The organism is Amycolatopsis japonica (assembly GCF_000732925.1).
Classification (GTDB): Bacteria; Actinomycetota; Actinomycetes; order Mycobacteriales; family Pseudonocardiaceae; genus Amycolatopsis; species Amycolatopsis japonica.
The window spans coordinates 6,756,936-6,769,647 of the sequence record NZ_CP008953.1 but is presented as its reverse complement, the minus strand read 5'-3'; the positions used below and the strand labels follow the sequence as shown (position 1 = coordinate 6,769,647).

General features: G+C 71.0%; 16 protein-coding genes and 1 tRNA gene. 10 read left to right on the top strand and 7 right to left on the bottom strand.

The genetic code is table 11. The features are described from left to right. Positions 1–63 precede the first annotated feature (63 nt). Positions 64–606, top strand: coding sequence for a DUF5994 family protein (locus AJAP_RS31275; protein ID WP_228694650.1), 543 nt, complete (start codon positions 64–66; stop codon positions 604–606). Between the two features lie 197 nt (positions 607–803). Here AJAP_RS31275 and AJAP_RS31270 read toward each other — a convergent pair whose 3' ends face one another. From AJAP_RS31270 to AJAP_RS31250, 5 genes are all read right to left on the bottom strand, one after another. Next, positions 804–1,460, bottom strand: a complete 657-nt coding sequence (locus tag AJAP_RS31270) for a phosphoribosyltransferase (RefSeq protein ID WP_038518097.1) — start codon at positions 1,458–1,460, stop codon at positions 804–806. A gap of 129 nt (positions 1,461–1,589) precedes the next feature. Continuing rightward, complete coding sequence (locus AJAP_RS31265) at positions 1,590–2,336, bottom strand: GAF and ANTAR domain-containing protein (protein WP_038524221.1); 747 nt, start codon at positions 2,334–2,336, stop codon at positions 1,590–1,592. A 42-nt stretch (positions 2,337–2,378) separates the two neighbouring features. Further along, positions 2,379–3,104: a GAF domain-containing protein gene (locus AJAP_RS31260; protein ID WP_038518094.1), complete on the bottom strand. Its 726-nt coding sequence runs from the start codon at positions 3,102–3,104 to the stop codon at positions 2,379–2,381. A 182-nt stretch (positions 3,105–3,286) separates the two neighbouring features. Further along, complete coding sequence (locus AJAP_RS31255) at positions 3,287–3,562, bottom strand: DUF5994 family protein (protein ID WP_038518092.1); 276 nt, start codon at positions 3,560–3,562, stop codon at positions 3,287–3,289. Beyond that, entirely contained in the window at positions 3,559–4,581 is a 1,023-nt protein-coding gene (locus AJAP_RS31250) for an acyl-CoA desaturase (RefSeq protein WP_174492057.1), read from the bottom strand. Before AJAP_RS31250 ends, AJAP_RS31255 begins: the two co-directional genes overlap by 4 nt. Before the next feature lie 252 nt (positions 4,582–4,833). On the opposite strand from AJAP_RS31250, the gene AJAP_RS44915 reads away from it, so the two are divergent. After that, the gene (locus AJAP_RS44915) at positions 4,834–5,397 is read left to right on the top strand and encodes a DUF6292 family protein (protein ID WP_228694648.1); all 564 of its coding nucleotides are present in this window, start codon (positions 4,834–4,836) and stop codon (positions 5,395–5,397) included. Then, positions 5,394–6,551 carry an AI-2E family transporter gene (locus AJAP_RS31240; RefSeq protein WP_051972655.1) on the top strand — a complete coding sequence of 386 codons (1,158 nt, stop codon included), beginning with the start codon at positions 5,394–5,396 and terminating at the stop codon, positions 6,549–6,551. The genes AJAP_RS44915 and AJAP_RS31240 overlap by 4 nt, the downstream gene beginning before the upstream one ends. A 154-nt stretch (positions 6,552–6,705) precedes the next feature. Here AJAP_RS31240 and AJAP_RS44910 read toward each other — a convergent pair whose 3' ends face one another. Continuing rightward, positions 6,706–7,125, bottom strand: coding sequence for a hypothetical protein (locus tag AJAP_RS44910; RefSeq protein WP_038518085.1), 420 nt, complete (start codon positions 7,123–7,125; stop codon positions 6,706–6,708). Between the two features lie 89 nt (positions 7,126–7,214). Between AJAP_RS44910 and AJAP_RS45135 the strand changes: the two genes are divergently transcribed. The 5 genes from AJAP_RS45135 to AJAP_RS45385 all read left to right on the top strand — a co-directional run bounded on the left by AJAP_RS45135 (position 7,215) and on the right by AJAP_RS45385 (position 9,116). Next, positions 7,215–7,340, top strand: a complete 126-nt coding sequence (locus AJAP_RS45135) for a hypothetical protein (protein ID WP_267284103.1) — start codon at positions 7,215–7,217, stop codon at positions 7,338–7,340. Between the two features lie 104 nt (positions 7,341–7,444). Further along, on the top strand, positions 7,445–8,146 hold the full coding sequence (locus AJAP_RS42615) for an STAS domain-containing protein (RefSeq protein WP_051972654.1): 702 nt from the start codon (positions 7,445–7,447) through the stop codon (positions 8,144–8,146). Continuing rightward, positions 8,143–8,643, top strand: coding sequence for a hypothetical protein (locus AJAP_RS31225; protein WP_038518082.1), 501 nt, complete (start codon positions 8,143–8,145; stop codon positions 8,641–8,643). Before AJAP_RS42615 ends, AJAP_RS31225 begins: the two co-directional genes overlap by 4 nt. 132 nt (positions 8,644–8,775) lie before the next feature. Continuing rightward, positions 8,776–8,925 (top strand): hypothetical protein, encoded by a 150-nt coding sequence (locus AJAP_RS45390; RefSeq protein WP_407639385.1) that lies wholly within the window; start codon positions 8,776–8,778, stop codon positions 8,923–8,925. Continuing rightward, a complete protein-coding gene (locus tag AJAP_RS45385; RefSeq protein ID WP_051972653.1) occupies positions 8,925–9,116 on the top strand; it encodes a fatty acid desaturase in 192 nt (63 codons plus the stop codon). Before AJAP_RS45390 ends, AJAP_RS45385 begins: the two co-directional genes overlap by 1 nt. 225 nt (positions 9,117–9,341) lie before the next feature. Here the strand turns inward: AJAP_RS45385 and AJAP_RS31215 are convergent. After that, positions 9,342–9,414, bottom strand: a tRNA-Ala gene (locus tag AJAP_RS31215). Between the two features lie 269 nt (positions 9,415–9,683). On the opposite strand from AJAP_RS31215, the gene AJAP_RS31210 reads away from it, so the two are divergent. After that, positions 9,684–11,837 (top strand): RICIN domain-containing protein, encoded by a 2,154-nt coding sequence (locus tag AJAP_RS31210; RefSeq protein ID WP_038518079.1) that lies wholly within the window; start codon positions 9,684–9,686, stop codon positions 11,835–11,837. A gap of 101 nt (positions 11,838–11,938) precedes the next feature. Further along, a complete protein-coding gene (locus tag AJAP_RS31205; protein WP_038518076.1) occupies positions 11,939–12,493 on the top strand; it encodes an HdeD family acid-resistance protein in 555 nt (184 codons plus the stop codon). The last annotated feature ends 219 nt before the right edge of the window (positions 12,494–12,712 follow it).

Genomic DNA, 12,712 nt, shown 5'->3' with positions numbered 1-12,712 from the left:
CCCGCGTCGTTCTCGGCCCCCAAGTCCGGCCGGTGCCCTCCGGCCGGGGACGGGAGCACCGGCATGAAGTCGGTCCCGCACACCACCCACGCCATGCGCTTCGCGCAAGCGGCCGACGAACTCCGCCACCACGCGCCGCGGCTGCGGCTGAAGCCGGAAGCACCCACCACGGGGTGGGTCGACGGCGCCTGGTGGCCCCGTTCCCTGGACCTGACCGTCGAACTGCCGTCGCTGCTCCCGGCACTGACCGCCCGGCTGGGCCGGATCGAACGGGTCACCTACCACCTCGCGGCCTGGCCACCCACCCCGCGCCGGCTGCGTTCCGGGGACGAGCACGGCGACGTCCGCCTCGAAGGCTTCCGGTCGCCGCACACCGCCACCCTGACCGTGATCGGGCTCGGCGCACGCCGCCGGCTGACGCTGCTGGTGATCCCGCCGGACGCCGATCCGGACCTCGCGCACCACGCGCTGCTGACCGCGACGCGCCGGGGCAACGCCGACACTGTCGATACCTTGCTCGCCGCCCTCGACGAGGACACGGCGGTGCAGCGCTGGGAGGTCGAAGGCGGCCGGATCCCCGCCCGGCCGGAACCGGTGGACGCGTAGCCGTCCTCAGTTCGCTTCGCCGCCGGATCCGGGCGGCGTGGCGTCGAGGCGGGCGTGCTGCCCGCGGGCCGCCGGCCGAACTGGTACGACCCGGGTCGTTTCTGGAGCGGCGACCACCTCGAGCTGGCGGGCGGTGCCACCCTGGGTGACGAGGTCGCCGTGCGCTTGCCGGGGGTGACCTCAGTCCATTGTGGACCTCACCGTGGGACCTCGGTCGGCAGGCGGGGATCGCGGTGCAGCAGTTCGAGCGCGTCAGTGTCGGCGACCGCCGGGAACTTCCGGTAGCTGTTGCGGACGGCGTGCAGCCAGGGCAGCGGGCGCAGGCAGACGAACTGGTCGACCTCGCGGGCGAGCCGGTCGAGGACGGGCGCCTGAGCGACCGGGACCGCGAGCACGATCCGGCGCACCTGGCAGGCGCGCAGGACGCGGATCGCCGTGTGCGCGGTCGTGCCGGTGGCGGCACCGTCGTCGGCGAGTACCACTGTGCGGCCGGCGATCGGCACCGGCGCGACGTCGCGCCGGTAGACGGCGACCTGCCGGGCCAAGCCGTCCCGTGCCCGGCCGGCGAGCCGGGTGAGCCCGTCCGCCGAGATGTCGAACCGGCGGATGGCGCCGTGGTCCCAGACGACCAGGCCGCCCTCCCCGACGGCACCGAGCAGCACCGGCGGCGGTCCGGCGGCCTCGATCCGTGAGGTGAGCAGGATGTCCAGCGGCGCCCCGAGGACGTCGGCGATCTCGGCGGCGACCACGAGCCCGCCCTCGGACAAGCCGAGGACCACGGCGCGGTCGCCGCGCAGCGGGCGCAGGCGGAGGGCCAGTCGTTCGCCCGCCTCCCGGCGATCACGGAACCGCATGGGCAACTCCTGCCGTCGGGAGCCGGTCGGCCGTCTCGCAGCATGACCGCGCCGCGTCCGCGGGCGCGAGGGCCGTTGGTCACACCAGCGGACCGTTCGGCACCTTTCGCTCGACAGTCCACAAAGGATTCAGTGCGGGCGGCTCACCGTCGACGGCGCCAGCACGAGCGCCGGCGCGAGGGTGCGGTCGGCCAGGGCGCGGGCCACGTCGCTGAGCCGGCGGTTGTTCCGCCGCGCGTAGCCGCGCAAGGCCGTGAACGCCGCGTCCATGCTCAGCTGCCCGCTGACGGCGAGCACGCCCTTGGCCTGCTCGATGATCACCCGGCTGTTCAACGCGGTCTGCAGCTGCTCGGAGAGGATCTCGCCCTGCCGGAAGGCCCGTTCGTGGAGGATCCCGATGGTCGCGGTGTCGGCCAGTCCCTGCGCCAGTGCGACGTCGTCGGCCGACAGCTCACCGGGGGAGTGACCGAAGAGATTCAGCGCCCCGATCGTCTGCCGGCGCAGCCGCAGGGGCACCGCGTGCACCGACGCGAACCCGTCCCTGGCCGCCTCGGCCGCGAACCGCGGCCACCGCCCCGCCGCCGCGGCGATGTCGGCCACCAGGACCGGGGTGCTGGTGGTGAAGCACTCGATGCACGGGCCTTCGTCGATGTCGAGCTGGAACAGCTCGAGCAGCCGCGCCTGTTCGGTGGACGAGGCCAGCACCTGCAGCCCGCCCCGCTCGTCGGCCAGCGTCAGCCCGGCCGCCGCGACGTCGAGCAGTTCCACGCACTGCACCACCAGCGTATGCAGCAAATCCGCGACGTCGTAGTCGTCGACCAGCGTGTCCGCCAGCGCGACGAACGCCTGGGTCACCTGTCGTTCACGGTCGGGCATGCCCACCATCTCCTGAATCCTCAGCCGCCTTCATGGTGCTCCTCACCGGAACTCCTCGTCCAATCGCAGCCGCCTGGCGACGATGTCGGCCGCGACCTCCAGCAGGGAACGCCCGTGGCCGAACGCGTAGGCCCGCAGCCGCGCCAACGCGGCCGAGGCGGGCAGGTCCAGGTGCGCGATCAGCATCCCGGTGGCCTGGTGCACCTCCCGGAACCGCATCCCCGCGCCGTCCATCCACTGCCCGTCGCCGTCGAGCCAGCGTTCGCCTCCGTCCGGTAGCCCCGACAGGGCGAGTGCCGCGATGTCGGCCACCTGCAATGCCGTCGACAGGTCGGTGGCGTCGAGCGAGCCCGGCGTCGACCGGTAGGTGTCGAGGGTCGCCACCCACACCGCCCCGATCTGCACCGGGAACGTGAACAACGCGGCCACCGGCTGCGCCGCGGCCTCCGCGGCGAACACCGGCCACGCCGGCGGCGGCCCGGCGGCCAGATCCGGCACCAGGACCGGCCCGCCCGCGGCCTGAGCCTCGAAACACGGACCTTCACCGAGGGAAAACTGCAGCTCCGCCAGCGCCGTGCTCACCGCGTCACTGGCGTAGACGATCTCGCGGTTCCCGGTACCGGCCACCACCGACACCGCCGCGCCGTCCACCGGCAGCAAGCGCACACACGCCCGGCACACGCGGCCGACGACGTCGACCCCGCTGCCGATTCCGTCCTCGCCCAGCGCGGCCAGCACGCTCGCGCGCAGGTTCTCGACCTCAGCCACCGCGCACCCACCACCGGCGAGCGCCGCGTTCCCGCATCGGGTTCCCTCCGGGTCGGTGTTCGAGAGCGCCCCACCAACGCGGACGCCACCGGGCCCGGATCAGCACCGCTACCGCGGCTGCGTCCACCGAGCGTACCCGCCCGGCCACCAGGGCACCCGGCGAGCGGCGACGCTTCACGTGGTCAGGGCCGGCCCGGGTGCGCCGCCGGCGGCGCACCCGGGCCGGCGAGAATGTCCTCGGCGCTGGTCGTGGTGTCCGGCGCCACCACGACCAGGATCAGGCGCCGCTGCTGCGTGCCGACGAGCGCGAGGGTGTCCGCTTGGTCGCGCACCGCCGCGAGCACGCCGGGGAACTCGACCCCGGCGTCGCGGGAGCGCGGCCACCACGCGCCGTCGACGTACCCGCCGGCGGCGGCCGGTTTCAGCTGCAGGCGGACCTCGTCACCAACGGCGGTCATGACCGGCTCCCGTGCTGCCGGTCCGGGGTCTCGGTGAACAGGCCGCGCTCGAGCTTGCCGAACCCGCGGGGTGCCGCGAAGTAGCCGGGGTTGAGCTTGCGTGCCAGGCGTTCCGGCTTGGGCCAGCGGACGTCGGTGGCCCAGCCGAGCTTCTCGAACAGCCAGATGAAGCGCGCGGACATGTCGAGCTGGCCGCGGCGGACGCCGTGGCGGGCGCCGGTGGGGTCGGCGTGGTGGGAGTTGTGCCACGACTCACCCATGGAGGCGATGGCCAGGGGCCAGAAGTTCGCCGACTTGTCGCGGGCGGCGTAGGGCCGGTCACCGATCATGTGGCACAGGGAGTTCACCGACCAGGTGACGTGGTGCAGCACGGCCACCCGGACGAGGCTCGCCCAGAAGAACGCGGTCAGCGCGCCCCACCAGGACATCGTCACCAGCCCGCCGATCACGGCCGGGGCCAGCAAGGTGACCACGGTCAACGCCGGGAACCAGCGGTCGATCCGGGCGATGTCGCGATCGGCGAGCAGGTCGGGGGCGAACCGCTGCGCGTTGGTCTTCTCCCGGTCGAACAGCCAGCCCATGTGGGCGTGCCAGAAACCCTTCGCGAGCGCGGCGGCCGAAGTGCCGTAACGCCACGGGGAATGCGGATCACCCTCGCGGTCGGCGAAGGCGTGGTGACGGCGGTGGTCGGCGACCCAGCCGATCACCGGACCCTGCATGGCCATGCTGCCGGTGACGGCGAGCGCGATCCGCAGGCCGCGGTTCGCCTTGAACGCGCCGTGGGTGAAGTAGCGGTGGAAGCCGATGGTCACACCCAGGCCGGTCAGGAAGTAGAACCCGATGGTCAGGGCGACGTCGGTCCAGCCGAGGCCCCAGCCCCACGCGAAGGGGACCGCCGCGGCCAGTGCCAGCAGCGGAACGACGGCGAACAGCTTGACCAGGAAGGTTTCGGTGCCGGACTTTTCGCCCGCGAGCATCGGCTCCACGGTGTTGGGTGGCCGTTGCAGCGTTTGTGTCATGTCGATCGCTCTTTCCGTGACGTATCTGGCCGCCAGGGTCCGGGGCGATCAAATTCCGGGTAGCCCGCTGACGGCGGTCTAAACCGGGAGATGGTGGAGGTTGCCGGAACGTTCTCACGCTGAGAGCTCGCTGCATGTGCGAGAGCAACCAATTCCCCTAACGAACGGGCCTCCGGAATGGTTCCTCTTCGAAGGCGGATGGGCCCCGGGCCCATCCGGCACGCCGGTCGGAGGCCCTCTAGCGTGGCGGTCATGGAACACCCCGAACCCGACGCCCGAACGCTCGAGCGCGCCCTCGGCGCGTATGTGCGGGCGGTGGCGGCCGCGGTCGGTGTCCCGGACGAAAGCACCACGGTGGAGATCAGCGACACCGCCACCGCCTACCTCGGGCTGCCGCGGCGATGGCCCGGCCGGCCCGGTCACGACGTCATGCTGGTCTGGAACGAACGCCGGGGGTGGTCCCTCGCGGTGGAAACCGACCCCGGCGCGGCCCCGATCGTCCTCGCGCACCACGGCGACGACGTCGTACCCGCCCCGGACGCGGTGGCGCGGTTCGTCGCCGACACCGCCGTCGGGCGTCCCCCCGGCCATGCGCCTGCCGAACCGCCCGCCGCGGTGCCCCGCCGGGTGCTGGCCGAGCGGCTGCGGCCCTACCTCGGCGACACCCCGGACGGCTGCCGCGGCCCGGCTCCCGGGTGCTCCACCGGCCCGCGGGGGCACCCGCCCGGCGGTATGCTCGGGGAACAGCGCGCCCGGACCCCGCTCTCACCCGGCCGGCCTCGTGCCCGGCCACCGCCAGGAGCAGGATCTTCATGAATTCCCCCTCACCACAGCGCGCTGATCCGCCGGACGGCCCCGGGTCTTCTCCGGTGCCGTACGGGCTCCGCGTCGCCGCCGCGGTCTCGTGGCGCCTGCTGGTCGTGGCGGTGGCCCTGACCGTCCTCGGCTTCGTGGCCACCCGGCTGGCCTCGGTGGTCGTCCCGGTCGCGGTGGCACTGCTGCTCGCCGGGCTGTTCTCGCCCGCTGTCACCTGGCTCGCGGCCAGGAAGGTCCCGCGCGCACTGGCCACCGCGATCGTGCTGATCGTGGGCATCGCGCTGGCCGGCGGGGTCGTGACGTTCGTCGTCATCACCGTCACCGTGGGCATGCCCGCGCTGATCGACCAGATCACCGTGAGCCTGACCGACCTGCACACCTGGCTGCGGACCGGCCCGCCGCACCTGAGCCAGGGCCAGCTCGACCAGCTGCTCGGCAACTTGACCGCCATGCTCGGCCGGAACAAGTCCGTGATCGCCTCGGGCGCCCTCACGACCGCGGTCACCGTCGGGGAACTGCTCGCCGAGGCCCTGCTCACGGTGTTCTGCCTGATCTTCTTCCTCGCCCAGGGAAACACGATCTGGGCGTTCCTCATCCGGGGTGTGCCCGCCCGCCTGCGGGAGCGCGTCGACGCCGCCGGGCGCAGCGGGTTCACCACGCTGGCGCACTACATCCGCGGTACCGCCGCCGTCGCGTTCGCCGACGCCGCCGGCATCGGCCTCGGCCTGGTGATCCTCGGGGTCCCCTTGGCGGCTCCGCTGAGCACGCTGGTCTTCCTCGGCGCGTTCGTCCCCGTCATCGGCTCGGTGATCGCCGGCGGGATCGCCGTCCTCGTGGCCCTGGTGGCCAACGGCGTCTGGACGGCCGTCATCGTGCTCGCCGTCGTCGTCGGCGTCATGCAGGTGGAAAGCCATGTCCTGCAACCACTGCTGCTCGGCCGGGCCGTCCGGCTGCACCCCCTGGCCGTCGTCCTCGCCCTCGCCATCGGGCTCGTCACCGCCGGGATCGTCGGCGCGTTGCTCGCCGTGCCCCTGCTCGCCGTCTTCAACTCGGGTGTGCGCAGCCTGACCACCCGGCCGGAGAACCGCTCGCCTGCGGGAGCCGCTCCTCCTGCCGAGCCGGAAGACCGCGCCCCGGACCCCGGCGACCGATGACGTGCACGCCGCCGGGCCTGTGGTGGTCTGGTGAGGACAGTCAGGAGCCGGCGGCTCGGCCTGGTGCCGGACGGAGTCCCCGCCCTTGCGCAGCCGGGGCGATGCCCGTCCGCCGAGCCTCCCTTCGGGCACCGGGCGATGAGGTGGTGGCCCATCAGCAGCAGTGCTCGCCACGCCCGGTGTCGTTCACCAACCAACGCAGCGGAAAGAGCCGTCCGCCCGGTCGAAATCCGGCAAGGTCTCCTCGACTTCGCCGTCGTCCGGTCCGCTCTGGACACCGCGACCGGGGCCGAGACGAACGCCAGCTGAATAGCGTCGGCGGCCGCGCCGGCCGCCAGGCCGCGCAACCCGGCAGCTCTGTCCGGAGCTCGTCGAGGCCGGTGTGGACGACGGTGGCGGTTTCGATCCGGAAGCGCAGGAACTCCGCCATCACCGCGGATTCACCGTCGAGCAGTTCCAGGACGCGGGACGCCGCGAGCGCCACCGCGCCGGTCACGGGGTCGGCGAGGACGAATTCCTCCTCCACACCAAAGGTGAGTGCGTCACCCTCCAGCCGCAAGAGTCGCGCGTCCACGGCCCGGCTCCGTCCCTCGGCCGGACTGCCAATCCTCACGCCGGTCCGGCTCCGCCGGAGGCGCGAAACGCCATGGCCATGACGAAGCGGTGGGCAGCGGTGCCATCGACCTGACCCCGGTGGAGCTGACGGACTTCGCCGTCCGCACCTTCGGTACCTACAGCAAGTGGCAGCATCCCGCCGGCCCGCGTGCCGAGACGCCGGTGAGGGCTTAAGCTGTGGGTACCGCGCCGGGAGGGCCGAGACCACGCGCTCGCGACGATCACCGATCGACAGCTGGCCGTCTTCCGCGCCGCGGAGGTCAGCGTAGGAGCTGATCGTGAACCAGTCCGAACTTGGCTATGGCCTCAGACCACGCCTGGGCACCTCTGTTTCCCGGCCGCTGCTGCGGCTCACGTCGATGCGCCACGGAGACGTCCTCGTGCTCACCGCGGCCGGCGCAATCGACCTGTCCACCACCCCCGCCCTGAGTGAATCGCTGGCCGACGCCATCGCTCAGCGGCCAGTGGCGCTCGTCGTGGACCTCGCTCCGACCACGTTCCTCGCCTGCGCCGGCCTGTCGGTCCTCCTCACGGCGCATCAGCTGACGGGTGATCGGACCCGTTTCGCCGTGGTCGCCGGCTCACGGGCCTCTTGGCGGCCGATCCACCTCACCGGGGTGGACCGGTTCCTGACCGTGCACCGCCACCTGGCCGACGCGGTGGCCGACGCCATCCCGATGGTCGTGCGGACGGTCGTCGCGGATGCGACGATCCTGGTCACCGCCACCGGCGGAGCGCGGGCCGGTGCGGCTGAGTCGCTTACGGAAGAACTGCGGCGGGCGTCCGAACTCTGCCCCGGCGCCGTCCTGGTCGACGTGTCGGCCTGCACGCTCACGGCCGCGGATGTCGTCGGCAGCGTGCGGGCCGCCTTCACCCGGGACCGGCGTGGCATCCGGGTCCTGACCGCCGACGAGGACCTGAGGAAGGCGCTGGAAGCCGCGGGTATCGCCTGCTGCGTCCCAGCCGGGACGGGCCGGTGACCGGGGCGGGGGACCACCGCCCCGTCGAACCTCCGCGGGTCCGCAGCGCCGAGGCCAGCGACGTGGATCGCATCCTCGACATGGTGTACGTCCTCGCGCGCCGCACCGGCCGGTCGCCAGGTGCCGCCGCTCGGCTGTGCACCCGCCTGGTCCCCGAACTTGTGGTCTCGTCCGCCGGCGCTCCGGATTCCCACGGTCACCGCCTGGCCACGGCGCGGCATGGCCGGGTCGCCGTGGCGACCGCCCTGCGGGCCCGCAGCCGTCGGTGTGACCCGGCGGTGTTCGACGACGCCCTGGCCGACGCCGTGGTGCGGGACGAACTGGAGCTCCTGCCGCCCCGCCAGCGCTTCACCGTCTGGTCGGTGGCGGTCCGGCACCGGCCGATCGCCGAGGTCGCCGCGGAGACGGGCTGGTCCCGGGCCCAGGTCGTGCGCCTGCTCAACTCCGGGCTGGCCACCATGACCAAGTGGAGCCGGAAGTCCATCCCGTTCGCTTGAGACGCCGGTCCGGTTTGGTCGGCGGCGCGGCCGGGAATCCGGATCCGGTATTGAGGGGCCGCCCCAGTCCCCGGCGCCGCAGGACTCGGGAAGGACCCCCATGGACGTATCTTCGGTGCTCTCAGCCGCCTTGTGCGGCGTGAAGGCCTGCTTGACCGGCGCTACGGCTACTACGCGGCGGAGATCAGCCTGACCTTGCTGGCGTTCGCCGGCGGCTGTGCGGCGTTCGTGCTGCTGGGCGATTCTTGGTGGCAGCTGGTCACGGCGGTGTTCTTCGCGTGATGTTCGCGCAGATCGCGTTCCTCGGTCACGACGCCGGGCACAACCAGGTCTTCCGCACCGGGCGGGCCAACGACCGCGCCGGTTACGCGTTCGGTGGGATCGTCGGCATGAGCTATGGCTGGTGGATGGGCAAGCACACCCGCCACCACGCCAACCCCAACCACGAGGGCGACGATCCCGACATCGAGTAGCTGAGACGTTCCCCTGCCTCGCTTCACCGCGAGCCCCGCGCGCCCTCGGCCTGGCGCCTGCTGCTGGTCATCGAGCAGGCAGAGCAGCAAGATCGATCCTCCAGCAAAGGTTCCTGAATCGATCCGTAGTGGATCTTCAGGTGATCACCGAAGATCATCGATCAAACGAGAAAACCCTCCCTGATCTGCGGAAGTTTCCGCAGATCAGGGAGGGTTTCCGTACTGTGGAGCTAAGGGGACTCGAACCCCTGACCCCCTCACTGCCAGTGAGGTGCGCTACCAGCTGCGCCATAGCCCCGGAGCGGATTTGCACTCCGCATCTCGTGTGTCCATACATTACACCGCCCGCGGAGGCCGTTCACGCGGGGGTCACTCTATGCGTCCATGGGTCAGGCAAACGTCGTTGACCTGCATCTTTGCGACTTATTTTTAGCCGTGTATTGACTCCGCGTGTGACCGCCGTTACGTTTTCGGGCATCGTGACGCCGAGGTCCCCGCCCGCTACGCCGCGTCTCCACTGGGCTCCGCCTCAGCTCGCCCTGCCCGAATGACGCGGAGGAGATCCTGATGAGGGCCAGAGCAGCCCTGATAGCCCTGTTTTCCCTGGTCGGAGCACTGTTGGTGGTGGCTCCGGCAGCGCAGGCGGCCATCGTTCCCGACACCTGGTACACCGTGTCGACCACCGGCGGGAAATGCGTGGACGCGCGCGCCGCCGGGACGGCGAACGGGACGGTCGTCCAGCAGTACGCCTGCAACCAGACCTTTTCCCAGCAGTGGCAGTTCCAGCCGACCTCGGGCGGCTACTACCGGGTCAACACCCGTAATGCCCCGGCGCAGGTGTGGGACGTCGCCGAGGTGTCGACGGCCGACGGTGGGCTGATCCACCTGTGGGCCTACGGCGGCGGGAACAACCAGCAGTGGCAGCCGGTCGAGGAATCGGGCGGGACGTATCACTTCGTGAGCCGCAACAGCGGCAAGTGCTTGGACATCCCGGGCCTCTCGACCCAGGACAGCACCCAGCTCCAGCAGTACGCCTGCAACGGCACCGGCGCCCAGTCCTTCCGGCTCACCCCTGTCACCGGTACCGCGAATCCCGACCTCGGGCCGAACGTGCTCGTCTTCGATCCGGGGATGTCGCAGTCGGCGATCCAGTCGCAAGTGAACAGCGTGTTCTCGCAGCAGGAGACCAGTCAGTTCGGCTCGAACCGGAAGGCGCTGCTGTTCAAGCCGGGCTCGTACAACGTCGATGTGAACGTCGGGTTCTACACGCAGGTGCTGGGGCTCGGCTTGTCTCCCGACAACGTGACGATCAACGGCGCGGTGCACGCGGAGGCCGACTGGTTCCAGGGCAACGCGACGCAGAACTTCTGGCGTGGCGCGGAAAACCTGTCCGTCAACCCCAACGGCGGCACCGATCGGTGGGCCGTTTCGCAGGCTGCGCCGTACCGCCGCATGCATGTCCGCGGCAACCTGCAGCTCGACGACGGCGGCTGGTCCAGCGGTGGGTGGATGTCCGACGTGAAGGTCGACGGTCAGGTGCGGTCCGGCTCGCAGCAGCAGTGGATCTCGCGCAACTCGCAGTTCGGGAGCTGGAGCGGCTCCAACTGGAACATGGTGTTCGCCGGGGTCGGCGGCGCGCCGTCGACCAGTTTCCCCACTCCGCCGTACACCACGGTGAACACGACACCGGTCGTGCGGGAGAAGCCGTTCCTCTACGTCGACGCCGCGGGTGCGTACCAGGTCTTCGCGCCTTCCAAGCGCACCAACGCCTCCGGCATCACGTGGGGCGCCGGCCAGCCGGGATCCTCGCTGCCGATCAGCCGGTTCTTCATCGCGAAGCCCGGCACGACGGCGTCGCAGATCAACGCGGCCCTCGCCGAAGGCAAGGACCTCCTGATCACACCGGGCGTCTACCACCTCAACGAGACGCTGCGAGTCACCCGGCCGGACACCGTCGTGCTGGGCCTCGGCCTGGCGACGTTGATCCCGGACAACGGAATCACGGCGATGACGGTGGCCGACGTCGACGGCGTCAAGATCGCCGGGGTGCTGATCGACGCGGGCACCACGAACTCGACCACGCTGATGGAGGTCGGCCCGGCGAACTCCGCGCAGGACCACGCGGCCAACCCGACTTCGCTGCACGACGTGTTCTTCCGCATCGGCGGGGCGGGCGTCGGCAAGGCCACGAACAGCCTGGTGGTCAACAGCGACGACGTCATCGGCGACCACCTCTGGATCTGGCGCGCCGACCACGGCAGCGGGGTCGGGTGGAACACCAACACCGCCGACACGGGCCTGATCGTCAACGGCGACGACGTCACGATGTACGGCCTGTTCGTCGAGCATTACCAGAGGTACCAGACGATCTGGACCGGCGAACGCGGCCGGACGTACTTCTACCAGAACGAAATGCCTTACGACCCACCGAATCAGGCCGCCTGGATGAACGGCTCGACGCGGGGTTACGCGGCCTACAAGGTGACGGATTCGGTGACGAACCACGAGGCCTACGGGCTCGGCAGCTACTGCTTCTTCAACGTGAATCCGAGTGTGGTGGCGGATCGTGCGATCGAGGTGCCGAACAACGCGAACGTCCGGTTCCGCAGCATGGTCGCCGTCTCCCTCGGCGGGAACGGGACCATCGCCCGGGTGATCAACGACCGCGGTGGACCGGCCAATTCGGGATCGAACGTGGCCAATCTGGTCGCTTATCCCTGATGGCCCGGTGCGCGCCGTGATGGCGGTCGCGGCGCGCACCGGCCTCACCCCAACGGGTGGCGTGCCGCGCGCTCCCGCGCGGGCGCTCCGATACTCGGCACATGCCTCTCGTCGGTCTCACCGTCGTCGAACCCCGCCTGGCCTGGCCGCTCGCCGCCGTGCGCGGGGTTTTCGCCATCCTGTTCGGCATTCTCGCGTTGATCTGGCCGGGAACGACCGTGCTGGCCCTCGCGATCCTCTACGGCATTTACGCCATCTTCGACGGCATCGGCGGCATCATGCAGGCCTTCCGGCCGGGCGACGCCGCTCATCGCGCCGCCTACGGTGTCCTCGGCGCGTTCGGGATCATCGCCGGTGTCCTCGTCCTGATCTGGCCGGGGATCACGGTGCTGGTGCTGGCCCTTCTGGTCGGCTTCTGGGCGATCTTCACCGGCATCGTCGAGATCGTCGCGGCGATCCGGCTGCGCAAGCAGATCGAGGGCGAGGCGTTCCTCATCGCGGCGGGCGCGCTGTCCCTGATCGCGGGCATCGTGATCGTGTTCAACCCGATCGCCGGCGCGTACGGGATCGCCCTCCTGGTCGGGATCTACGCCCTGCTGTACGGCGTGATGCTGCTCGTCCTGGCCTTCCGGCTGCGGAAACTCACCCAAGCCTGAAGGCCCGCCGCGAGTGGACCCGGGCTCCGGCGCGGCGCAGATTCGACAGGCTCGGCGAACCTTCCACCGCGGTCGCGACGGCGAACCGGTGACCCTCGCGAGCGGCCGTCGCCAGGCCGTGGAGTAGCAGCCGAGCCTGCGCGCCCTTGCCGCGGTGGGCATGAACGCCGTCACCGTGTCTCCGCTTTCGTATCCGTCGAGCAGGACGCGGAGGAAGAC

Excerpts from the sequence above, each read along its gene's own strand:
- AJAP_RS31275 (WP_228694650.1), top strand. The coding sequence starts at position 64 with ATGAAGTCGGTCCCGCACACCACCCACGCCATGCGCTTCGCGCAAGCG.
- AJAP_RS31270 (WP_038518097.1), bottom strand. The coding sequence starts at position 1,460 with ATGCGGTTCCGTGATCGCCGGGAGGCGGGCGAACGACTGGCCCTCCGC.
- AJAP_RS31265 (WP_038524221.1), bottom strand. The coding sequence starts at position 2,336 with ATGCCCGACCGTGAACGACAGGTGACCCAGGCGTTCGTCGCGCTGGCG.
- AJAP_RS31255 (WP_038518092.1), bottom strand. The coding sequence starts at position 3,562 with ATGACCGCCGTTGGTGACGAGGTCCGCCTGCAGCTGAAACCGGCCGCC.
- AJAP_RS31250 (WP_174492057.1), bottom strand. The coding sequence starts at position 4,581 with ATGACACAAACGCTGCAACGGCCACCCAACACCGTGGAGCCGATGCTC.
- AJAP_RS44915 (WP_228694648.1), top strand. The coding sequence starts at position 4,834 with ATGGAACACCCCGAACCCGACGCCCGAACGCTCGAGCGCGCCCTCGGC.
- AJAP_RS31240 (WP_051972655.1), top strand. The coding sequence starts at position 5,394 with ATGAATTCCCCCTCACCACAGCGCGCTGATCCGCCGGACGGCCCCGGG.
- AJAP_RS45385 (WP_051972653.1), top strand. The coding sequence starts at position 8,925 with ATGTTCGCGCAGATCGCGTTCCTCGGTCACGACGCCGGGCACAACCAG.
- AJAP_RS31210 (WP_038518079.1), top strand. The coding sequence starts at position 9,684 with ATGAGGGCCAGAGCAGCCCTGATAGCCCTGTTTTCCCTGGTCGGAGCA.
- AJAP_RS31205 (WP_038518076.1), top strand. The coding sequence starts at position 11,939 with ATGCCTCTCGTCGGTCTCACCGTCGTCGAACCCCGCCTGGCCTGGCCG.